Raw genomic sequence first — 24,074 nt, forward strand, 5'->3', positions numbered from 1 at the left:
AGATGAGATACAGATGGATGAACAAAAGTTAAGGGCAGCAGGTATTGATTACAAAGGTGCAATCGAACGTTTTGCAGACAATCAGGTGTTGTATGAGAAATATCTGCTCCGTTTTGAGGAAGATACGCATTGTAAGGACGCAATGGCGGCGTTAGAAGAACAGAATTATGATGAGGTGCTTGCACAGGTTCATGCGTTAAAAGGTATGGTAGGAACGTTAGGAATGATGACGTATTATAAGGTCTGCCAGGATGTCGTGGATGCATTAAGAGCCAAAAAGTACGACACCATTGCAGGTTTGATGGAAAAAGTGCAGGAGGAGCAGGCGCGCATCCAGCAGATTTATAAGGACAAATAAGGTCTTGTATACAAACAGTTTTGGAGGAAAAAATGTCAGAAACAACAAAAAAAGTAAGTAAGAAAAAAATTATAATTGCAGTCGTGATACTTGCCCTTGTGGCAGCCCTTTTTGCAGGGCTTTATCTGAAATTCAGCCCAAAGGCACACAAAGGTGCAAAAGAAATTACGATTGAGGTAATCGACAATAACGGAGCGTCCGTTACTTATGATGTGCATACAGATGCAGAGTATCTGCGTCAGGCGATGGAGGATGCCAAAGGACTAGAGTTCGATGGAACAGAGTCTGATTATGGTCTTATGGTGGAAACGGTAAACGGCTTGTATGCGGATTATGTAAATAACAATGCCTATTGGGCATTTTATGAGGGCGGCGTTGCCTGTGACTATGGTGTGGACAGCCAGCCGGTAGAAGATGGACAGTCTTATCAGATTATTTATACGATAAATGAGTAAAAAGAAGCGGTTAACCACAAAAGAAATTGCATACATGGGTGTCATGGTAGCAACCTTAGAAGCAGCAAAGTTTGCACTATCTTTTTTGCCAAATGTAGAGCTAGTGACACTTTTTATTATTTTATATACACTTTTCTTTGGAGGAAAAGTAATTTATGTCATTCTTGCATTTATCCTAATCGAAGGCTGTCGGTATGGATTCGGATTATGGTGGGTGATGTATCTTTATGTGTGGCCGCTTTTGGCACTGTTTACCCATCTTCTTCGAAAATGGGAATCGGTCATGACGTATAGCATTTTATCCGCAGCGTTTGGCCTGTGCTTTGGAGCACTCTGTTCGATTCCGTATTTTTTCATTGGTGGACCAACAACCGCGTTTACCTGGTGGATTGCAGGGATTCCATACGACTTACTGCACTGTGCTTCCAATTTTGTACTGTGTCTGATACTGTTTCGCCCGCTTCGTGCAATTTTAAACAAATTAGAGTGAGATGCCTCATATTTTTGCAAGCCAAATCTTCTAGAATCTGAATAATGTAGAAAAATATGGTCATACTATCCTTGAAAAAAGAAAAAGGAGATTATGAACCATGAAAAAGTTTAAAATTGTGATGGCAGCCTGCGTGATGGCAATGTCCTTGTGCATGGTAACAGCATGCGGAAATCGGAATGACGGAAATAACGCCAATAATACGGAGAGTGTGACGGATTCTGAGAACATTACAAATGACAGAAACAATAACGGAACCAACAACAATGGAACCACAAACGGAACGAACAACGGAACCAATAATGGAAACACGAATGGGAACAACAATGGGAATAACAATGGAAACAACGACGAAAATGGCGGCGTTGTGAAAGACATCGGAGATGGAATCGTAGATGGAGTGGATGATGTCGTAGACGGCGTGGAGGATGCAGGAGATGATCTTGTGAACGATGCCGATGACGGAACCAACAACAATTCAACTACAAATAACAGCGTAACAGAAGGAAATACAAACAATACAGCAAGATAGAACAGGCTGTATGAAAAAAAGGTGGAATGCAGAATGCTGCACGCCACCTTTTTTATACTTTTTATTGTGTCGAAATTGAGAAATGGTATAATAAAAAAGAACAAAAATAAAGCAGAAAAGGGGTTTCGTTTTGGAGAACAGGGTAGAAAAAAGTGGGTTAGAACAAAAGGCACAGATGGTTGTGCAAGAGGTAAAGAAGGCAGTGAAGGGAAAGGATGACTGCATCCAAAAGGCGTTTGCTGCAATTCTTGCAGGTGGTCATATTCTGATTGAGGATGTGCCGGGAGTAGGAAAGACGACGTTAGCGCTTGCGTTTTCAAAAGCGATGGAACTTGAAAATCATAGGGTACAGTTTACGCCGGACGTATTGCCCGCCGATATTTTGGGATTTTCCATGTATCAGAAGCAGACGGGGGAATTTGTGTATCATCCGGGTACCATCATGTGTAATCTTTTTCTTGCGGATGAAATCAATCGTACTTCGCCAAAGACGCAGTCGGCGCTTCTTGAGGTAATGGAGGAAGGAAATGTGACGGTGGACGGGGTCAGCCGAAGTGTTCCGGACCCTTTTATTGTGATGGCAACACAGAATCCAAAGGGAAGTGCGGGAACGCAGATGCTGCCGGAATCCCAGTTAGACCGTTTTATGATTTGTATGAGTATGGGCTATCCAGATGCAAAGAGTGAGATTGAGATTGCAAAAGGAAGGACAACCGGCTCTATGATAAATAAGATTGTGCCAGTTATGAGCGCAGTGGAATTAAGCCGTATGAGACAGGTGTGTGAGGAAATTTATTTACATGATGCGATTTATGAATATATGGTAAATCTGATTACGCAGACAAGAGAAAATCCATACATAGAGTTAGGAGTCAGCCCGCGAGGAATGATTGCGCTCGCCAGAATGGTCAAAGCACATGCTTTTTTGCAGGGAAGAAATTATGGAATTCCAGAGGATGTCGAGCAGGTCTTTTTGGATGTGACAAGACATCGAATCGTGCTAAATACAAAAGCGAGAGTGACACAGGTGACGGAAGAGAGTGTGTTGCAAAAGATATTAGAGGATACCGCAAAACCGACCGTATACAAAGAAAGAGCAGGACGTCATGAGTAGTTTTTTTATCTTTAGCATTTTGTTTGCCGTGATTTTATATGCAGCGATTCTGTATGGGAGCAAGGCATTGGCGGCACTCTTTTTCGCTGGAATCTGCTATGTCCTGTTTGCTTATATAGGGCTTTTTTTCCAATTGAAAAAGGTAAAAACTACAATTGTAGTTCCGATTGCAACGGGGGAGAAAGAAAAGAAGCTTACAGTCTTATTAAAGACGACAAACAAGGGAAAATATCCAATTCAAAAGCTTGCCTACCGGATAAAAATAACACATTCACTCTCAGGATGTTCCTATAAGAAAAGACTATATGGTTCGGCAGCACCTAAGAAGCAGACCACGCTTCCTACAACAGCCTGCGGGTCGATGAGCGGGGCTTATGAGGTGAAGCTTTGCCGTCTGCGCATTTATGACATGACGGGATTTTTCTATCTCTCAAAAGCATGTGATGAGTTTGCGCAGTTTCAGATTATGCCGGAGCTTATGCCGGTAAATGTAACAGTAGGACAGGCTGCCCGCCATTTTATGGGGGAGACGGATGTGTATGAGGATAAAGGCGGTGGAACAGACCAGTCGGAACTGTATCAGATCAGAGAGTTTCGGGATGGCGATAAAATCCAGAGCATTCACTGGAAAATGTCAGCCAAAATGGACGAGCTTATGGTGAGGGAGAACAAGCTGCCACGCGGCTGTGCGGTCGTATTGTTGTTGGATGCTGGAAACAGGAAAAAGACAAAAGAACAAAGGACAGAGGCATTTTTGCAGCTGGGTGCGTCGATTTCTTTTTGCCTGCTAGAAGAAAAGTGTCCACATTACATTGCATGGTACAGTGGAAAAGAGAACCAGATTGTGCGTATCCGTGTGGAAAAAGAAGAGGATTTCTATCTGTTTCTGATGCAGTATTTTGCAGAAAAGCCAGGTGTGTGTGAAGCGAATCTGCGCGAGGAATATCGAAGAAAATACCGGATGGAGACTTATGTGACGGATTTGTATCTCAACCAGGAATTGCGCATCGAAAAGAATGGAGAATTTTTAACAAAACTTTCGGATGCTTCACTGGAAAAAGAATGTGAGGAATTAGACCTTATCGTATAAAAATGTTACATACAGGATTCATACTTACGCACAAACTTCAGATAAGTAAGAATGGGGATTATTATGAGACAAAATAAAAAGAAGAAATGGGTTCGTATGGAGCCGCAACAGCAAAAGCAGGCGAAACAGGGCAGCATCTGGTGCAGTCTTGAAAAAGGCATCTGCCTGCTGTTGGTTTTTCTTGGGACTATTTTGATGTATCGGGATGTTACAAAAGGAACGGGAAGCGGCATTGGAAGCCTTTTGGCAGGAGGAGTATTTTTGCTGCTGCTTGCTTTTTCCTATGACAGGTGGCAGGGGAACAAGAAGATTACCTATATAACTACAATTGTCATTGCAATTGCTGCCCTGTGGTTTCGAAAAGCAATTGGTTCTGGATTTATAGACCTGTGCAACCACTGGATTGGGCTGGTCAATGATTATTATGATGAACAGTTTTTGTTGCTGTCAGAGGAGGCGGCAAAAAGTGCCAATTCTTCGGTGTTTGCCGTGTTCCTTTTCGCGTGTCTTGCCTTTTTCCTGGCAGATTTCGCGATTCAAAAGAAAAGCTGGACAGCACTCTGGATTCCTGGAATGATAGTGATACTTGCGGGCTTGTGTGTCGGATATGCACCAGGGGAAGTGGGATTGTTCCTTTTTTTAGCCGGAGTCTTTGGAATGCGTCCTTATTGTAAGAAAAGAAAGGAAGGTGCCCTTCCGGCAAAACAATGTCTGAAGATGAGTGCCACATTGGGCGTTACGGTGCTTTGTCTGGGAGGTCTTGTCTTTTCCCTTGGGGCATCGCCCATCCAAAAAGTGGTGAAGCTGCAGGCGGATGTCCTGGCAAAACAAAAATATTTTGAACAGGTCATAAGCAGTGGCGAGCTGTTTTCTTTTTTTCAGGGGGATTATCAGGAGGTAACCAACAAAAAACCATATTATACGGAGCGGGAAGTGCTGACGCTTACGACGGATGCCAAGCCAAAAAATTCAGTCTATCTAAGAGGCAAGGTGGGAGATACCTATCAGGATGGCCGATGGGGGAACGAAGGGGAAGATGCGTTTGAACGTGAGAGCAAAAACTGGAAGATTGCATCGCAGGAAGATATTGCAAACGCACTTTATGAGATGCCTTATGAAAGCCAGGGAAGCGATGGGGCGAAGATAACTTACACAATCGCCTATCAGGCGACAGGGGACCGCCTTGCGTATCTGCCATATCTGACACTTCTTTCTCCGGCAAAAGAGCCGGTTACGGTAAACGGGGATGGAACGGTTCAAAGAACCTCAAAGAAAGAGCAGGCGGTAAGCGGAATCAACTATGATAACGTCTTTGATTTTGTAGGCAGTGCATCGGCGGGAAAAGAGCAACAGGAGTTAGACGAGACTTACCGGAACTTCTGCGAGAGATATCTGGAGGTGCCGCAGAATCTGGACGAGCTGGATGCTCTGGGGCAGGAGTTAAACACGGTGCTGCAGGACTTAAAGGATAAGGGTGCCGGGCAGATGGAGGTCGAGCTTGCTGCAATCTGTATGGTGCGGGATGCAGTGAATAGCCGTGTCACCTATGACCTTGATTTGGATGCCGTTCCACAGGGAAAAGACGTAGTGGAGAATTTTCTGTTTCATTCTGGAAAAGGTTATTGTACTCACTATGCAAGTGCAGGAACATTGCTTTTTCGTGAGTTAGGAATCCCGGCAAGATATGTGACCGGGTACGTGGTTGAGCGGGACGAATTTGAACGGGAGCAGAACAAGCAATATGTGGCGGGCGTAAAAGACAGCGCAAGCCATGCCTGGGTCGAAGTTTATCTGGAAAATATCGGCTGGTTTCCAATTGAGATGATATCGGGATTTGATGACCAGTTAGATTCCATGCATCTGGTTCAAAACCAATATGGGGACTATGCAATCTGGTATGAAAATCAATATAAAATAACATCCGTACAAAGACTGACCGGATATGAGCGCGATATGGATGTGGAGTCCTGGGACAATCCGGTTTCAACCTATGAAAACCTGAACAAGAAGGCGCAGGATATGGATGCACTTGCAGCAGAACAGACCGGAGAAACACAGACAACGGAGCGTGAGACAGCCAATCAGGAAAACACAAAGTCTGATATTAAGAACGCCATGTCGGAGGCAGAAAACGGGAAGTACAGCGCAAACGATACGAGGTCTGGGACGGGAAGTAATGTAAGACAGCAAGGAGACGAAGAGTCGGGAACTGCCGGAGGAGCGAATAGAAACGATGCGGCCGGGAACACGCAAAATAGCCGCTGGATTTTTGTTTTCCTGTTGAATTTCTTTATTGCAATTACAGTTGTAGTTGTAGCTATTATCATATGGAAAGCAAGGGTATGTGCAATTGAGCGGGCGTGCAAACAAAGAGATACCAGAAAAGCCGTGAAGAATATTTCAAAGCAGCTTTATCTTCAAATGAAACGAAAACATCTTTTGCCAGCGAAAAAGCTGGATGACGCACAATTTTTTAAAGCGTTAGAGAACGCAGACGCTTCTTTTTCCAAGGAAGAGATTGCGCGGTTAAAAGAAATTATAAAACGGGCAGCATATAGCAATGAGGCAATAGAAGTGACAGAGGCAAAGTTCTGCTATGGCATTTATCTGCGGCTGAAAAAGCATCCAAAGAAAAAAGCGTAAGTCGCTATCGGATGGAATTAAGGGACGAAGTTTCTAAAATAAGTATAAATATCGGTGATTTTCTTGTGATTAAAAGAAAGATGTTTTATAATAATAGGCAGTTTACAGATTGAAGAAAGGACATAGGTAGTGAAATGTCAGAATTTGATAAAGATGAATTCAAAGAAGTAACCGATATGGAAGAAACGATAGATCAGAATACAAAGAACGAGTCCACAAAAGAGAAGACAGATTCTGCTACAACACAGGAGACATCCGGTGGGAATGCCGATGCTGCTACAACACAGGAGACATCCGGTGAGAAGGAAGAGTACGAGGAAGTCTGCTATATTTGCAGACGCCCGGAGCATATTGCCGGCAAAATGATTCAGATTCAGAATGAGATTTACATCTGCCGCGACTGTATGCAAAAGACATTTGACAGCATGAATCATGCACCGTTTCCAATGGGCGATATGTTAAATCTTGGAAATGACAAGATGCCAAACATCAGCATGATTAATCTGTCAGACCTTCAGGGATTTGTGCCGAACAACCAGCGCCTGAAGAAGAAAGATAAGGAAAAAAAGAAAGAGCCTGTACTTGATATCAAGGCAATTCCTGCGCCACATAAGATTAAGGCATCCTTAGACGAATATGTCGTAGGACAGGACTACGCGAAGAAGGTAATGTCCGTTGCGGTTTACAATCATTACAAGCGAATTGCAAACCAGAACGTGGATGATGTTGAGATTGAGAAGTCCAACATGCTGATGATTGGACCAACCGGATGCGGTAAAACTTATCTGGTAAAGACCCTGGCGCGCCTTTTGGATGTGCCGCTTGCAATCACAGATGCAACATCCCTGACAGAAGCAGGATACATCGGCGATGATATCGAAAGCGTTGTCAGCAAGCTTTTAGCTGCAGCAGGAAATGATGTGGAAAAGGCAGAGCGAGGCATCATTTTCATCGATGAGATTGACAAGATTGCCAAGAAAAAGAATACAAACCAGCGTGATGTCAGTGGCGAGTCCGTGCAGCAGGGAATGTTGAAATTGTTAGAAGGAGCTGAGGTTGAAGTGCCGGTTGGCGCAAGCAGCAAGAATGCTATGGTTCCAATGACAACTGTAAATACAAAGAACATTCTTTTTATCTGTGGTGGTGCTTTCCCAGACTTAGAAGAAATCATCAAAGAGCGTTTGAATAAAACATCTTCGATCGGATTCCAGGCAGATTTGAAGGATAAATATGACAAGCAGGAGAATCTGTTGAAAGAGGTAACGGTTGAGGATGTGCGTAAATTCGGTATGATTCCTGAATTTTTAGGACGTCTTCCCATTATGTTTACATTGGATGCACTCAGCGAGGAGATGCTGGTACGCATCTTAAAAGAGCCAAAGAACGCGATTATCCGCCAGTACCAGAAGCTTCTTGAGATGGACGAGGTAAAATTGGAGTTCGACGAGGATGCACTCTATGCCATCGCCAAGAAAGCCAAAGAAAAAGATGTTGGAGCCAGAGCACTTCGTGCCATCATCGAGGAATTCATGCTGGATATCATGTATGAGATTCCAAAGGACGACAACATCGGTTCTGTCACCATTACCAAGGATTACATTGAGAAAAAGGGTGGTCCACTCATTGCGATGAGAGGATATGATGCACTCCCGGAGAAGGAAGCATAAGAAAAAGAAATATTATAGTGTGAAACTTGCAATAGAAAAAGCCTGCGTCTGGTTAGACGCGGGCTTTTTTTGCAATTGGTTTCAAGGCAAGATACCCAATCTGCATGCCAGATTTAACTACGTTTGTATGCAGTTTATAAAAACCAGCATCCAGATGAACTCTTCCAAGTTTGTGCGTCATCCACTGGCCAAGGGTTCCGTTGGTGTTGATGGTACACAGGTTGGAATCGTTTAATAAAATCGTAACGGTGCTTTGTGCGAGGACATCCTCTTGCGACATCGTGTTTGCGACCAAGAGGAAGTCACCGCCTTCTTTCACTTCTAACCAGACAGAATCGGTAAAAGAAGGAAGAAAGACATTTTTCTGCAAAGCGGCGGTCTGTCTGCTGGAATCGGATGCTAAAAGAGAGAGTACGGCATCCGTCGGAGCAGCATTTTTTAAAAGAAAATCTACTTTTTCCGGTTCCTTATCGGTTGGAGCAATGGTGACGGAGAATTCGTCAAAAGTCTGTTTGCGTCCAAATACCGGTGCCTGCATTAAAAAGCTGCAAATGTGTCTGGCACAGCGCTGCAATTCCCCGATGGTAAGGGTTCCATTGGCAAGGGATGGAAGCGTATTGTCGTTGGAGGCATTTAATTCAGCGCCGTCGTTGTTGACTACCATGTAAAGGTCGTTTCCGGCACGCACCATAAAGTTTGTGGAGGTTCGATCCGCGTCACCGCCATCCACACAAGAGTTCATTTTTGCCCACCAGTCGGTCATGACGATTCCGTCAAATCCCCATTCTTTTCGTAAAATTGTGGTACAAAGATCATAATTGGAAGCACACCAATGACCATTTAATGGATTGTAAGAGGTCATGATGGAGCGTGCGCCACCTTCTTTTACGCCCATCTCAAAGCCCTTTAGATAGATTTCTCTTAAAGCGCGCTCAGAGATGACCGAGTTGACTACGGAACGGTTGCTTTCCTGATTATTTCCCGCAAAATGTTTCATGGTAGCGGTAGCACCACCCTTATGAATACCGCGCACGGTAGCGGAGGTGAAGGTGCCGGTTACAAATGGGTCCTCGGAAAAATATTCGAAGTTACGTCCGTTCAACGGGTTTCTTCGAATGTTAAGTCCAGGTCCAAGCAGGGAATCAATCTCGTTGCGCAGCAGTTCTTTTCCTTCCATCACATAGAGTTCTTCAATCAGTGCAGGGTTCCAGGTTGCTGCCTGCAAGGTTCCAATCGGAAGCTGGGTCGCTTTCAGCCCACCTTCCATACGGATACCGGAAGGACCGTCAGCACAACATGCAAGAGGAATGCCATAGGAAAAGAGACTATCGCCGACGCCGCCAAAGCAGGAAGCTGTTCCGGGCGTTACCTTAGTGCTGCACATTCCCTCGCCACGGACGATGGTTGCAAGTTCTTCTTCATTTAACTGTGCGATAAAATCATCCAGAGTCGCTTTCCCATCTGCGGCATCATGTAAAGTGATGCATTTGTTCCCGGTGATTGGAAGCGCTTTCGGCAGACGGCTTTCGATACGCTCACGAAGAGAATACTGCATTCTTGGTACTTCTTCGGATGCAGGCTCATAAGAACCATCAGAGCGTTTGGCTCCAGGGCGGAGACGCTTGAAATTTTCCGTTGGGGCAAGCGCCTGCTCCAATTCCTCTACAACCGTAGTTGCGCCGAGGAAAATAGAATCCTCCGCCACGTGGATAGAGGTTCCGTTGAAAGAAATTGCGGCAGCAGAATCCTTTAATGTAACAGCAGAATCTTCCACAAATGGAACCAGGGTTGTCTTTCTTACACTGCTACCGGCAAAAAGGCGGTATTCCCCGTCCTCTAAAACGTAACAGTAAGGATGTCCGGTCACGCCGCTGTCATCATAGGATGCCATAGTAGAGAGCGGAGACGTAATCGTCACCGTTTCGGATTCCTTTGGTGCCAAAAGAGAGGTTTTGGCAAATCCAGCAAGTTGTCGAACCGGCTTTCCAAGCTTTCCCTGAGGTGCTTCATAGTAGACCTGTACCACTTCTTTTCCAGAATAAGTGTCGCCAGTGTTTGTGACGGTTGCAGTTACTGTGATTGTTTCATCAGAGGAGAGGGCAGCACACAGCCCGTCGATGGAAAAAGTGGTGTAAGACATGCCGTATCCAAATTCGTAAAGTACCTTATCAGGCGCAAAGGTCTCAAAATAGCGGTAGCCGACATAAATATCTTCCTGATAAAGATTTTGGTCTTCCCCACCGTAATTTTTGGTGGATGGATAGTCCTCGATGGAAGCGGCAATCGTATCGGTCAGTTTTCCACCAGGCGTAACTACACCTGTAATTACATCTGCAATGCCGTTTCCGCCTTCCTGGCCACCCTGCCAAGCGTAGAGAACCGCTCCGATTGGGTGAACATAGGAAGCATCGTGAACAAAACTCATATCGATGATGTTTGGAACATTTAAGATGACAGCCGTTTTGGAAAAATAGCGTGTTACCTGCGCAATCATTTCTTTTTCCTCTGGTGTCAGTAAATAACTTCCGCTTTCGGCAGCGTTGTCCTGATCCTCACCGGCAGTACGTCCAATCACGATCAAAGCCTTATCGGACTGTCTGCTTGCCGCATCGACCAGCTCATCGGTCAAAGGCATCTCAGCCTGGTGCCATGGTTCTGCAGCCCAGCCGCCGCCACCGTTGTCAAAAGGATGTTCTTTGTGCCATGCTTCGTAAGTGGCAGCAAGTGTTTCATTCACAGAAATCCCCTGTGCCAGGCGCATGCTGCCTAATAAGTTTGTCGTGTATGCAACATTGACAGCACCGCCGGAACCGGTTCCGCTGCGATAATAGTCAATCTGGCAGCGGCCGAAGATAGAGACGGTTTCCCCTTTTTGAACCGGAAGAACATTTCCTTGGTTTTCCAGTAAAACAGCTCCTTCCGCTGCGACTTTTCGTGCTAATTCTGCAAATCCCTCCAAAGGGACGCCAATCTTTTTATTTGTCTGAGTCATAGCAATACCTCCATTTATATTCTGAATCCTGTTAAAAAACTATTTCGTACGTTAGATTTATTATAGAATAAGATTTGCTGGCATGATATAATGTCTCTGTAAAAAAGTAGCACAAGTTTGTCGTAATAGAAAAGGAAAAAGAGATGTATTTTGAGGAAGAAAAACCGAAAACAGAGGACGGGCAGACCTCTCACATCGTTTGCCATATACAGTATGTTTCAGGCACCGGAACGGTTTATCCGGCTCACTATCATTCCTACATTGAGATGCTTTATGCAACAAGCGGGGAGTATGAGGTGACACTGAGCGGAAAACAATACAGATTTGTCAAAGGAGATATGGTATTAATCAACAGCAGGGAAGTGCACCAGATTGACTGTAAGAAAAAAAGTGGCGGAGAGTATCTCGTCATCCGTTTTGAGCCGGAAATTCTATATAGCAGCGTGTTTGATAATGATAAGGAATTGCAGTATATCCTGCCGTTTTTGTTCGAGGACGCCGGTCACCAGAAGGTCATTCGTGCAGCGGAACTGGAAGAGTCGTTTGTTCCAAAGCTGGTCTGGCAGATTTACAAGGAATACGAGGAAAAAGAATATGCGTATGAGTTTGCGATGAAAACCGGAATCAGTGAGATATTTCTGTGGGTGCTTCGGTACTTCCACCGGAAGGGAAATACATTTTCCATCTCGGACCAGAACCGGAAGGCGATGCTTCGCAGATTACAGCCATGCCTGGATTATGTGGAAAAACATTACGAGGAGGAGCTTCGCTCGGATGAGATGTCGAAAGTCTGTCAGATGAGTGACAGCTATTTTTCCAGGATGTTCCATGCGCACATGGGAAGAACATTTCATGATTATGTAAACTATATTCGCATTCGCGAGGCAGAAAAAATGCTGCTTACTTCGCAAAAAAATGTGACCGAGGTTGCCGGAGACGTCGGCTTTTCCTCGTCGAGTTATTTTATCAAGCAGTTCCGCTTGCAAAAGGGAATCTCGCCGAAACAGTTTCAGAAACAATTTGGTGTAAAAATGTCATAAGACAAGACGTCACTGCATTGGATATAAGGAGGTAAGTGCAGGATAAAAGGCAGGGCTATGCGTATGGCTGATTGTGAAGAACAAATCTATTCCAACGATTATTATGATTTTATTGTTTCGTATGATGAATTCCCGGAGGAAGAATTTTTCGCGGACTGTGTACAGCGAATCGATGATAATTACGACACATTTTTTTATAAAAGAGAAGGACTCCCGCCGCTTGATGTGGCAAGTTACACCTACACGGCAATTCCAAAATGCTATGCACCTTTGGATCAGACCGCATTGGAGGCGAGTGGAATCCTAAGAATCCAAAACCAACCGACACTTTCGTTAAAAGGACAGGGAGTGCTGGTTGGTTTTATTGATACCGGAATTGATTACCAGAATCCGGTTTTTCAAAATGCAGACGGAACGAGCCGGATTTACCGTATCTGGGATCAGACAATCCGCACAGGTGAAAAACCAGCGAGCTTTGAATATGGAAGTGAATATACCACGGAGCAGATTAATGAGGCGCTTCGGATGAAAAATCCAAAGGAACTTGTGCCAACGGAGGACGAGAATGGCCACGGAACGTTTTTGGCGGGAGTTGCCTGCGGGGGAGAGGATGTTGCAAATGACTTTATCGGTGCAGCACCACAGGCTGAGATTGTGGTTGTAAAGTTAAAGGAGGCAAAGCCATACCTAAGAGATTTCTTTTTCATTCCGCAGGATGTACCGGCCTACCAGGAAAATGACATTATGAGTGGCATCAGCTACATCCATCAGCTTGCCAATGAAAGGAACCTTCCGGTTGTGATACTGCTTAGTCTGGGGGATAACATGGGAAGTCGTGGAAAGGACGGACCGCTTTCCACCTATTTCAACTACATTTGTACGCGAAGAAAACGGATTGGTATTACCTGTACCGGAAATGAGGCGAATGCCAGACGTCATTTTCAGGGAAATCTGACGGATGATATGGAATATGAAGATGTCCAGATTAATGTGGAAAATGATGGCCCCGGTTTTTTTGCGGAGCTTTGGTCGAACGCGCCACAGCTTTTTGCGGTATCCATCCTGTCACCTTCCGGGGAACGGATTCCAAAAGTTCCGTCAAGAGAAGGAAACCGGGAAGAAGTTACCTTTTTATTTGAAGGAAGCACGGTTTCCATTGATTACCGGATTGTAGGAAGAGAGATGGGAAATCAGCTTATCTATATGCGTTTTCAAAATGTGGTAAAAGGAATCTGGACGATACGGGTCTATCCGACCAACAAAACAACAGGGGAGTACCATGTCTGGCTTCCGATGGAACAACTGTCGAGTACGCAGGTTTTCTTTTTAAAATCCAATCCAGATCTGACCCTTACCGTGCCTGCCAATGCACCGCTTCCGATTACGGTCGGCGGCTATTCGGTTGCTGGCAACAGCATTTATCTGGATTCCGGGAGAGGCTATACCATGACCGGTGCCATCAAGCCGGATTTTGTGGCGCCGGCAGTCAATGTATATGGGCCAGCACGCAACAACCGGTATGAGACGCGGACAGGAACCAGTATCGCAGGAGCCATCACCGCGGGAGCCTGCGCCCAAATCTTAGAATGGGAGGTCTCAAAACAGAAAAACCCAACGATTACAACCGCCGACATCAAAAATATGCTGATTCGGGGAGCAAACCGCTCCACGGACCGGACTTATCCGAACCGGGAATGGGGATATGGAAGGCTCGATGTGTATCGGGCATTTGAAATCATCAGGGAGACGTAGAAAATCCCGCAGCCAGAAAATGGCTGTGGGATTTTTTAGGTTCTACCCATTGCCATTTTAATATTTGATGTTTATAATGGTATTAAAAATTCCTACTTTATACTACCAAGTAGTATAAAGTAGGAAAAAGACGTATAGAAACGGATAAGAAGAGAGATTAGGTGCAGCAAGACGAATGATTACATATATATGTCACAACAAAAATGAGAAAACCGGGGAAAATCTCCCATGTACCAACAACCGATGTGAGACGAGTGTATGCCCGACCTGCGGTGGACGGGCGGATGCTGTTTCGCAGATTTTCTGGTGCAAAAAATGCAAGGTTCCAACTTATGAGGAACATTGCCCGATTTGTGGTGGAAAAGGGAAAAAGCTTGCAACGGATATCAGACCGGTTTTCCCGGAGGAACGTTTGTTGATTGAGATTGTGCTGGGAGAACCGTTTTGTCTGAAGGATGCCTTTGTATGGAATGGAACCGGGAATCACTATTATGCGGATGGCAAGAAAGTGCCATTTTCCGTAAAAGATTTGAAAAACAGGGATGCGGAGGAGATTCGAAGACAATACGAAAAATATGCGCCCAAGAATTCGTATGAAACGTTTGAGCAGAATATCAAACGCTTTGTCCTGGCAAACAAAGAGCGCTATGAGAAGATAACAGAAGAGGCGAAGGCATTCATCCGGGAGGCATCGAAAGAGTATAGTCCGATGGATATGTTTGTTTCGTTCAGTGGTGGAAAAGATTCTACGGTTACTGCAGATTTGGTGACAAGGGCGTTAAGTAACCCGCAGATTATGCACATTTTTGGCGACACCACGTTAGAGTTCCCGTATACATACGAGTACGTGGAGCGCTTTAAGAAGCAGCATCCAAAGACACCGCTGATGCCGGCACGCAATAAAGAAAAAGATTTTGAAGAATTATGTCAACTTGTTGGGCCACCAAGCAGGGTCATGCGCTGGTGCTGTACCGTTTTTAAGACCGGTACGATTCAAAAGAAGATAAAATCGCTCTACCGCGATAAAAGCCGGATTCTGACTTTTTACGGAATCCGCAGGAGCGAGTCGCTTAGCAGAAGCAAGTATGAGCGGGAATCCGAAAGCCCGAAGATTACCAAACAGCACATCGTATCGCCAATCATTGACTGGATGGATTTCGATGTGTGGCTCTACCTTCTGACAACCGGAATTGATTTTAACGATGCATACCGTCTCGGATATGCCAGGGTAGGCTGCTGGTGCTGCCCGAACAACAGCGGATGGTCGGAATTTTTATCGAAGATTCATATGCCGGAGCAGTCGAAGCACTTTCGGAACATGCTGCTTGATTTTGCAAGAAAAGTGGGAAAAGAGGACGCAGAGGTCTACGTTGATGACGGTTTCTGGAAGGCAAGACAGGGCGGAAACGGACTGGAGTATGCGCAAAAATCAGTCGTAGAATTCAAACCGTGTGCCACAGAGGAAAATGCGTTCAATTATGAACTGCAAAAGCCGATTACCCAGGATTTTTACGAACTGTTCAAACCGTTCGGGTATCTGAATTTTGACATGGGAAATGCAAGGCTTGGTGAAGTCTATGTCCTGAATAAAAAAGGAGAAATTCTTTTGAAATTACAGGGAAGATTGGGAAGCAGAAATCTAAAAGTAACCATTGTCAGTCACAAAATTGCGGGCGCATCGGACTTAAAGACAGCTGAAGAACGTGTGAAATGCCAGATTACGAAATACCAGATGTGTATGGGATGTCTGGCTTGCGAGAGTGTCTGCCGTTTCAATGCGTTGTCGGTAAAAGACCGGAAAGATGGAAGCGTGGAATATCGCATTTCCGATGAAAAATGTATGCGCTGTGGGGAGTGTGTGAACCACTTTATCGCAGGCTGTTATATGAGAAAAGTGTTAAGTATCAAGAGAAATTAGGAGGTGAAACTTTTGGCAGAAAATAAATATCGTTTCAAAGGGCATGGAAGTTTTACCATTCGGGAAGGCTGGCTGAACAAAGGGCTGATTGCGGTGCGTGATAATCCGAAGGTTTTTGCAGAAAATGCAGGTGTGGACAAGCTGGGGGTTGGTCCGAATATGGCACAAGCCATCCGCTACTGGCTGCGCTGTGCTGGTCTGACACAGGACAGACCAAGAGAAGGCGTATTTTTAACTTGGCTAGGACAGCTTTTATATGACAAAGACTGTTATTTTGAGCAGGATTTATCTCTTTGGCTGGTGCATTGTAACATCGTGTTAGAACGCGAGCTTGCAACGGCATGGAACCTCTTTTTTAATCAGTTTTCTTATGAGGAATTTGATAAGAAAACAATGTCAGAGGAGATGATGCATCTTGCAAAAAAATATGCAGGTGACGGAAAGGTTGCAGAAACTTCGGTAGAGAGTGACTGTGAGGCCATCCTTCATATGTATTTCAAGAAAGAGGAAAAATCAGGAAGCCCGGAAGAAAAGAATGTAAGCCCGTTTGGAAAGTTCCAGCTTTTGAAGAAAACAGGCGACATCATCCAAAGAAAGCAGCCCAATTTGCGGAATCTCCCGGAGGAAGTGGTCTGGTTTATGCTAAAAAGACAGTTACATGGAGGAAATTCCATCAGCATAGAGGAACTTTTAGAAGGGGAGGACAGCCTTGGAAAAGTGTTGCAGCTCAAGCGAACCGGCCTGCTTGAAATGCTAGGGCGCATGGAAGAGCGGGAGTGGATTACGATTAACCATACAGCAGGACTTGATATGGTCTACCTTAAGACGGATAAAACAGCAAAAGACATAATCGAAGCGTATTACGGCTAAGACAAGAGAGTGGAGCCAATCTCCATTCTTTTACAAGATGGAGAGAAGTACAATGAGAAAACAAATGAATCTAATACAGATGAATCATAATTTTCGAAAATCAGTAAATTTGCAATTAGACTTAGGAGACATGGAGCGAATCGAAAGCTACATTCCGACGCACTCCTCAATTGCAATTTTAGAGCGATATCTCGAAAGTGTTGCAGGAAAGACATCCGAGAATGCAACCATTCTGATAGGACCTTATGGAAAAGGAAAATCGCACTTGCTGCTGGTTCTTCTGGCAATGCTTCACGCAAAAAAAGAAGAACTTTCCACAATTTTTGCAAAGATGGAAAAGGTGGATGAAGAAGCCACAAACCGCATGAAAAAGTTGATTGCGTCCAAACGCTATCTTCCGGTCTTAGTGTCCGGGAATGCCGGAGAGGACTTAAACCAGGCATTTATTTTTGCATTGCGGGAGGCATTGCACCGTGAAAAGTTAGAAGAGCTGGCGCCGGAAAGCTATTATTCCGAGGCGGTTGCAAGGATTGAAAACTGGAAAAAAGTTTATCCTGACACCTATCATCGATTAGAGGAAATGCTTGCCCTGGAAAAAAGTTCGGTAATTCAACTACAAACAGAGTTGAATAAGCAGAAGAAAGAAGCCTTAGAGCAGTTTCGAAGTCTGTATCCAAAACTGACATCGGGAAACCGTTTTGAACCTCTTTTGCAGCAGGAAGCAATGAAGGTGTACCAGCAGGTAAACCGCAGTTTGCAGGAAGAGTACGGATATTCCGGCATGTTCCTCGTGTTTGATGAATTCAGCAAATATCTAGAAGGGCATGAGACCGCAACTTTTTCAAAAGATATGAAGATTTTGCAGGAAATGTGCGAGCTTGCGAATGCAGGAAAAGAAGGACAGCTGCTGCTTACCCTCGTTGCACATAAGAGCATCCACGAGTATGTAAGAGGATTAGACCGTGATACCATCAATGCGTTTCGTGGTGTGGAAGGCAGAATCCGTGAGATTGAGTTTGTCGTATCCGCCCAGAACAACTACGAACTGATTGCAGACACAATCTTGAAGAAAGAACCGGAATTTTCAAAAGAATTCGAAAAATTACAAAAAGAGACACAATATCAGAAGCTGATGCAGGAATCGCGTTCGCTTCCTTGTTTTTCGAAGTTGTTTGGCGAGGAAGATTTCGAACGTGTTCTCATGAAAGGCTGTTTCCCGCTCACTCCGGTGACCGCATATGCGTTACTTCGCATCAGTGAGAAGGTTGCGCAGAATGAGAGAACCATTTTTACGTTTCTGGCGGATGAAGGACAGGGAAGTCTGTCGTGGTTGTTGAAAAATGGTCAGAATGAGCTGGTCGGTGTGGATAAAATCTATGATTACTTCAAGGGCTTGTTCCGGGAAAACAATGACCAGCAGCAGATTCATGCCGAGTGGCTGGTTGCCGAGTATGCACTTGCACGTGTGGAGACAGAAGAAGAGCGAAAGGTGATAAAGGCGATGGCGGTCATTCGAATGATTCACCGCGAGGAAGAACTGCCGGCACAGAAATTGCCGATTCGCTTAGGACTGGCTATGGATGTAGCGCAGTTTGAAGGGGCGATGCAGTCGCTTGTGAAAAAAGAACTTGTGGTCTACCGGAGCAGCCAGGGTGTCTATGGCTTCCGCAAGATTGCCGGAACCGGGTTAGAGGAAAAGATTGCAAAAGCGATGGCAACAGTGCAGGATAAGATTTCGCTCTGCCAGGATTTGCAAAAGGTTTCCGATTTAGAGTACGAACTTCCGAAAAAGTATAACCAGGAATACACCATTACAAGATATTTTCAATATGAGTTTATGATGGAGGAAGATTTTTTCCAGTTAACACAGACGAAGTATCTGTTTGACGAAGCATTTTCGGACGGAAAATTGTTACTTCTTTTATCAGAAGATGCGTCGGATGCAAAGCAGTTGGAAGAGAAAAAAAGAGCGGTGCAGCAGCACCTGGAGAAACTAGGAGATATCAGAGTGTTAGCACTGTTGTCCGAGTTGCCGTTTACGCAGCGGGAAAATTTAGTCCGTCTGTCCGCAATTGAGACTTTGAAAAAAGATGAAAGTTTTATTGAGGACAATGATGTTCTTTTACAGGAGTTATATCTCTATGAGGAAGATTTGATTTTTGAAATCAATGCAGCATTAGAAGAGGCATTCCTTGCAGAAAATAAAAATGTGTGGATTCTACGTGCAAGGCAAGAGGCAGAGCGCGGTACGACAAAGGCAAGAATGAATCAGATGTTAAGTGCAATCTGCGAAGAATATTATGAATTTTCGCCGCGTGTCAATCACGAGCTGCTCAACATCCAAGAGGTACAGGGAAATTATCTTCGCGCCAGAAATGCCGTCATCCGTACTCTGCTAGAGGATGGAGCTACCGATGCTTACCGGAAAGGAACCAACCCGGAGGCACTGGTATACCGTGCGGCATTTTTAAATACCAAAGAGGATGCAGGCTGCCGTCTCCTTTGTGAAAAAATTGACGAATTCTTTGCACATTGTGCCGGAGAAAAGAAGATATTCATTGAGCTGTACCGCAAGCTGCAAGGTGAGGGGCTGGGTGCAAGAAAGGGAATTATTCCGTTATTTATTGCAAAGAAACTGGCAATGGTAGAAGGAACACCTGTCATTTATCTAAGAAATAAAGAATTAGAGCTTTCACCGGAAACGCTCAATAATATCAATGAATTCCCGGAAAAGTACCAGCTTTATATTGAACCGGAAACTGCAGCAAAAAATCAGTATCTGGCAGGTTTGGAAAAGATTTTCTGTGCATCGGATTCCCTTGTTTTGACTAAGAAAAAGAGAATCAGCGGAATTGTAACCTGTATGCAAAGATGGTATCGCTCGCTGCCACAGTACACGATGGTGACGCAGACTTATCCGGAAAATGTGTCCGATGCCGTAAAAGGACTCCGGAATCTGTTAAAGCGGGCGGAGTTAAACCCGCATGAACTTCTTTTTGAAAAAATGCCACAGGCACTCGGTGTAACGTCGTATGGCGATGCAAGAAACGTGTTAGAGCAGGTGATGCAGCTTATGAATGAAAAGCTGACAGAGTTAAACCATAGCGTTGCGGAAAAGACGAAAGAAGTATTTGCGGCAGAAAAGAAAGAAAGTCTAAGTGCTATTTTGCATGCATGGTACCGAGGCCAGAGTGAGGCAGCGAAAACGCATGTTTTAAGTACAAATGTAAATAGATTTATGAATTATCTTCAGAATCTCACAACCAATAATGAGGAAGAGATTGTAGCAGATTTATCCAAAATTGTGATGGATATGTATTTAGAAGACTGGAACGATAACGTTTTGGCCTCCTATGAGGAAGAATTAAAAGCCATCAAAGAGGAGATTGAGCAGTTATCCAGTCAAGGTACACAGGCATCCGGGAAAAACAGAATCATTTTAAAAGATGCCGATGGAAATGAGATGGAACGCTGTTTTGATGCAGATATCACAGATTCCACTAGTGTTTATCTGAAAAATATGATTGAAGAGGCACTCGATGATTTTGGAGATACCTTAGAGATGAATCAGAAAGTTGCCGTTTTGGTACAGACACTGGAAAAATTAATTCAATAGAAAAACGTTGCAAAATACGAGCGGAGGAAGAGAGACTTGGAAAATTGTATTTATTTTGACAATGCAGCAACCACATATCCCAAACCAGAAGAAGTCTATGAAACAATGGATTATGTAAACCGGCATGGCGCAGTAAATGCCGGAAGGGGTTCTTATGCTCTGGCAAGGGAAGCTGCAACTCTTATTTCCGACACCAAAAAATCAATTTTAAAATTAGCAGATGCAGACGATGTAGCAGAGGTTGTATTTACAGCCTCTGCTACGTTTGCGTCTAATCAAATTTTTGGTGGGCTGGAATGGTCAAAAGAGGATGTGGTCTATGTAACGCCTTACGAGCACAACGCGACGGCAAGAGTGCTGCATGCGCTAAAGGAGAAGTATCACTTTTCCATAGAACTTTTAGAACTGAATCCGGAAACACTAGAACTCGATTTGGAAAAAATCCAGTTCCAGTTTTCCAGAAAAGCACCGACTGTGGTTGTCATGACCCATGTCAGCAACACCATAGGATATGTGGTTCCGATAAAGGAAGTAGCCAATCTCGCGAAAAAATACAACGCAACTACAATTGTAGATGGAGCGCAGGCATTTGGATTACTTCCGTTTTCATTAAAACAAATGCCAATTGATTTTTACATTTTTGCAGGTCACAAAACAATGTATGGACCGTTTGGAGTCGGCGGATTTATCTGGAAAGGGTCCGTGTCGCTGCATCCGTTTTTAGCAGGTGGCACCGGCAGTGATTCCTTGAATCTTGATATGAAATCAGGCGATGAGGTGATGCTAGAACCCGGAAGCCCAAACCTCATTGCAATCGCAGGACTCCAGGCTGCAATCGAAACACTAAAACCAGCGGAGCTCATGCAAAGAGAACAACAACTGACCGCATATCTGGTAGAGCAGCTTCGCACCATCTCAGGCGTAACCTTGTATACACCATACAATCGCACAAATCATGTTGGAATTGTAGCGTTTAACCTAGAAGGTTACCAGTCAGCCGATGTCGGTATGATTTTAGATGAAGATTACAACATTGCAGTTCGCACCGGTTACCAGTGTGCACCTTACATCCACGATGTGCTTGAGGACAAGGAACACTTAGGCATTGTCCGGGCGAGTATCGGCAGGTATACGACGAAAGAGGAAATTGATTCGTTGGTGAAAGCGGTAAGGGAGATTGCGGAAGAGTAGGAGGAAGAGAAAATGGAAAAGAATACAAGTAATTTGAAAGATTTGATTGGAAAAATAGAAAAGAAGGATATTTTGCTGCCTGATTTTCAGAGAGGATTTGTATGGAAAGATGAAGAGCAGCAGCGAAAAATCGTAGCATCTGTTTTGGCTAAGATGCCGATTGGAAGTATTCTTTTATTAAAGTCACAGGCCGGAGATTATAGTTCCAAACAGATTGGTTCCAAAAATACCTTTGAGCCGGAAGATACAAAGCAGGTGGTAGAGTTTTTATTGGATGGGCAGCAGAGAATGACGGTACTTACCAATGTATTTTCTAATGTGATTCATGAACAGTGTGAGAAAGTAAGTGATTTGATTTCTCCAACTTTGAAACGTCGTTTCTTCCTTAGAATTCCAAAATGGAAGGATTGTGACAAGGAAAATGATATTTTCGGAGTAAAGAAATTTGAATTTTCCTATAAAAATCCAGATTCAGAATATCCGAAGTTTTTATCAGGGGATGTATTGAACAATGTTGAATGTTTAAGTTTTTTAAATAATGATAAGAAACCTTATAATCCGCAAAGTGATTTTTCTACAGATTTGGATGATTTTTGTAGAACATATGACAAGGGGTATTTAATACCACTTTATCTTGTAGTTCCATCACGCAATAGAAACGGCGATAAGATGAAATTGCGGATGGAAGTGATTCAGGATGAAATAGCACACAATATAGAAAAAGAGATTAAAACAGAATTTCAAAATTGTGATACGGATGAGGAAAGAAAAGTATTTATTGAAAATTTTATTGAGGATAAAAGAATCTGTAAAGAAATACTTGAGGGTAATATAGGGCGTCTGGATGATTATTTGGAGGAAAAGAAATATAGTTGGAAGGCGGACCTTAGCGAATATCTGGATTCCTGCGTAAAAGCGATTGCATTGTCAAAAATTGAAGTGGAAAGCGAACAGAGAGAGCGTGCAATTGACATTTATGAGAATTTAAACCGTGGAGGGGTAAGCTTAAGCACGTTTGATTTAATTATGGCTCGTGTTGCAAAAGTAAATCGTAACTGGTACAGAGAGTTTACGGAATGTCTGAAGGAAAAGCAGGAGTATACATTAGAAGTAGTGCCAAAAGATTTGAAAGCGCTTGTCAGCGAACAAATTACAGATAACAATTACAATGCAATTATTCAGACCAAGTGTCTGAATGAGGATAAAAATGAGATTGCATCCAAGTTTATTGATGCATTTTTAGATGTGTTGTCGTTGTATTGTTCCAATAAGGAGTATGACCCGCAGAAATATTCTATAGATGATATTAAGCGAAAGAAAATTTTAAATTTACAGCCGGAAGAAATTAACGACAATACCAAAATGGTTTGCAATGCGTTAAACAGAGCGTTATTTTTCTTTCAGACAAGATGTGGAATTCGAAATGTGAATGAGATAAATTATTCGCTCATGTTGGTTTTAGTCGGTGTTGTTTTTACAAAAAAAGAATGGTTTGAGCAGAGCAGGGTACATGATTTGTTAGAGGCATTATATTGGTCAGATATTTTTTCGGGAGAATTCGATAAGGACCAGAATGTGACCATGATTGCTCAATTGCAAAAGATAATAAAAGCGATAAATGAGGATGCAGATATCTCATGGTTGGTAAGTTTGGAAAGTGAAGTTTTAAACGGACAGAATTTCTCAGATAAAGAATTCCTGCTTATGGAAAAAGCAAAAGAAGATCGTTATCCAAAACAAATATTAAGAAGCTTTTTATGTCAGTATTTATTGGCAAAGACCTATACGGATATGTTTGAGGATAAGAAAATCAGTGTATTTTACCAGGATGCGGATTCTTTAGAAGAACATCATATCGTGCCACTTGGAAGCGTGAAGAAAGTAGGGGAATCTACTGCAAAGCTTAGAAATATGCAAGATAACATCTGCAATTCACCATTGAATTTTGTATATATCACAAAGGAAGCAAATAAGGAAATTTCGTCTAAAGATTTGGATAGTTATATTAAGGGGATTTTACCAAAAGCAAAGTCAGCACTTCATATATCTAACATAGTAGTGGCAGATGATAACAAGGTAAAAGAAATATTAGCAGATCGATTTGTGAATTTGCAAGGAGATATTACGCAGCATATTACAAATTTACGTGATTCATGGGAAGCACAAAAGTAATCAAGGGAGGTTTTTACATGGCAAAACTAAACGATAACCAGCTTTTTCAATTAAAACTCGAAATTCTTCGGCTTGAACGGAAAAATCTCCGCAGCAAGGCGAAGACAGAACAGCGAATGTCCGATGAGATTCAAAAAATTATTGTGGAATATTCAAAAATGGTCAGAGATTAGT

General features: G+C 43.5%; 17 protein-coding genes. 16 read left to right on the forward strand and 1 reads right to left on the reverse strand.

Annotation, left to right across the window (positions count from 1 at the left end):
• Window positions 1–13 precede the first annotated feature (13 nt).
• From BIV16_RS00845 to clpX, 8 genes are all read left to right on the forward strand, one after another.
• Window positions 14–358 (forward strand): Hpt domain-containing protein, encoded by a 345-nt coding sequence (locus tag BIV16_RS00845; RefSeq protein WP_075679836.1) that lies wholly within the window; start codon window positions 14–16, stop codon window positions 356–358.
• 32 nt (window positions 359–390) lie between these two features.
• Window positions 391–813, forward strand: a complete 423-nt coding sequence (locus BIV16_RS00850) for a DUF4430 domain-containing protein (RefSeq protein ID WP_075679835.1) — start codon at window positions 391–393, stop codon at window positions 811–813.
• Entirely contained in the window at window positions 806–1,303 is a 498-nt protein-coding gene (locus BIV16_RS00855) for a hypothetical protein (protein WP_075679834.1), read from the forward strand. The genes BIV16_RS00850 and BIV16_RS00855 overlap by 8 nt, the downstream gene beginning before the upstream one ends.
• Window positions 1,304–1,403: 100 nt before the next feature.
• Complete coding sequence (locus tag BIV16_RS00860; protein ID WP_075679833.1) at window positions 1,404–1,835, forward strand: hypothetical protein; 432 nt, start codon at window positions 1,404–1,406, stop codon at window positions 1,833–1,835.
• A 175-nt stretch (window positions 1,836–2,010) separates the two neighbouring features.
• Complete coding sequence (locus BIV16_RS00865) at window positions 2,011–2,949, forward strand: AAA family ATPase (RefSeq protein WP_075680256.1); 939 nt, start codon at window positions 2,011–2,013, stop codon at window positions 2,947–2,949.
• Complete coding sequence (locus BIV16_RS00870; protein WP_075679832.1) at window positions 2,942–4,039, forward strand: DUF58 domain-containing protein; 1,098 nt, start codon at window positions 2,942–2,944, stop codon at window positions 4,037–4,039. Before BIV16_RS00865 ends, BIV16_RS00870 begins: the two co-directional genes overlap by 8 nt.
• Before the next feature lie 63 nt (window positions 4,040–4,102).
• The gene (locus BIV16_RS00875) at window positions 4,103–6,682 is read left to right on the forward strand and encodes a transglutaminase-like domain-containing protein (RefSeq protein WP_075679831.1); all 2,580 of its coding nucleotides are present in this window, start codon (window positions 4,103–4,105) and stop codon (window positions 6,680–6,682) included.
• A gap of 134 nt (window positions 6,683–6,816) precedes the next feature.
• Window positions 6,817–8,349: an ATP-dependent Clp protease ATP-binding subunit ClpX gene (gene clpX, locus BIV16_RS00880; RefSeq protein ID WP_075679830.1), complete on the forward strand. Its 1,533-nt coding sequence runs from the start codon at window positions 6,817–6,819 to the stop codon at window positions 8,347–8,349.
• Between the two features lie 52 nt (window positions 8,350–8,401).
• Here clpX and BIV16_RS00885 read toward each other — a convergent pair whose 3' ends face one another.
• Window positions 8,402–11,341 carry a glycoside hydrolase family 3 protein gene (locus tag BIV16_RS00885; RefSeq protein ID WP_075679829.1) on the reverse strand — a complete coding sequence of 980 codons (2,940 nt, stop codon included), beginning with the start codon at window positions 11,339–11,341 and terminating at the stop codon, window positions 8,402–8,404.
• Between the two features lie 143 nt (window positions 11,342–11,484).
• On the opposite strand from BIV16_RS00885, the gene BIV16_RS00890 reads away from it, so the two are divergent.
• The 8 genes from BIV16_RS00890 (at window position 11,485) to BIV16_RS00925 (ending at window position 24,073) form a co-directional block, all read left to right on the forward strand.
• A complete protein-coding gene (locus BIV16_RS00890; RefSeq protein ID WP_075679828.1) occupies window positions 11,485–12,381 on the forward strand; it encodes an AraC family transcriptional regulator in 897 nt (298 codons plus the stop codon).
• Between the two features lie 63 nt (window positions 12,382–12,444).
• Window positions 12,445–14,133 carry a S8 family peptidase gene (locus BIV16_RS00895; protein ID WP_173664542.1) on the forward strand — a complete coding sequence of 563 codons (1,689 nt, stop codon included), beginning with the start codon at window positions 12,445–12,447 and terminating at the stop codon, window positions 14,131–14,133.
• Window positions 14,134–14,308: 175 nt separating this feature from the next.
• Window positions 14,309–16,051, forward strand: coding sequence for a phosphoadenosine phosphosulfate reductase domain-containing protein (locus BIV16_RS00900; RefSeq protein WP_173664541.1), 1,743 nt, complete (start codon window positions 14,309–14,311; stop codon window positions 16,049–16,051).
• Window positions 16,052–16,063: 12 nt separating this feature from the next.
• Window positions 16,064–16,921 carry a DUF4007 family protein gene (locus BIV16_RS00905; protein ID WP_075679826.1) on the forward strand — a complete coding sequence of 286 codons (858 nt, stop codon included), beginning with the start codon at window positions 16,064–16,066 and terminating at the stop codon, window positions 16,919–16,921.
• 52 nt (window positions 16,922–16,973) lie between these two features.
• The gene (locus BIV16_RS00910; protein WP_075679825.1) at window positions 16,974–20,537 is read left to right on the forward strand and encodes a hypothetical protein; all 3,564 of its coding nucleotides are present in this window, start codon (window positions 16,974–16,976) and stop codon (window positions 20,535–20,537) included.
• A 36-nt stretch (window positions 20,538–20,573) separates the two neighbouring features.
• Window positions 20,574–21,728 carry an aminotransferase class V-fold PLP-dependent enzyme gene (locus BIV16_RS00915; RefSeq protein WP_075679824.1) on the forward strand — a complete coding sequence of 385 codons (1,155 nt, stop codon included), beginning with the start codon at window positions 20,574–20,576 and terminating at the stop codon, window positions 21,726–21,728.
• A 12-nt stretch (window positions 21,729–21,740) separates the two neighbouring features.
• Window positions 21,741–23,900 carry a DUF262 domain-containing protein gene (locus tag BIV16_RS00920; RefSeq protein ID WP_075679823.1) on the forward strand — a complete coding sequence of 720 codons (2,160 nt, stop codon included), beginning with the start codon at window positions 21,741–21,743 and terminating at the stop codon, window positions 23,898–23,900.
• Window positions 23,901–23,917: 17 nt separating this feature from the next.
• Window positions 23,918–24,073: a hypothetical protein gene (locus BIV16_RS00925; RefSeq protein WP_173664540.1), complete on the forward strand. Its 156-nt coding sequence runs from the start codon at window positions 23,918–23,920 to the stop codon at window positions 24,071–24,073.
• Window position 24,074: the final 1 nt, after the last annotated feature.

The organism is Roseburia sp. 831b, from assembly GCF_001940165.2.
Lineage (GTDB): Bacteria > Bacillota > Clostridia > Lachnospirales > Lachnospiraceae > Roseburia.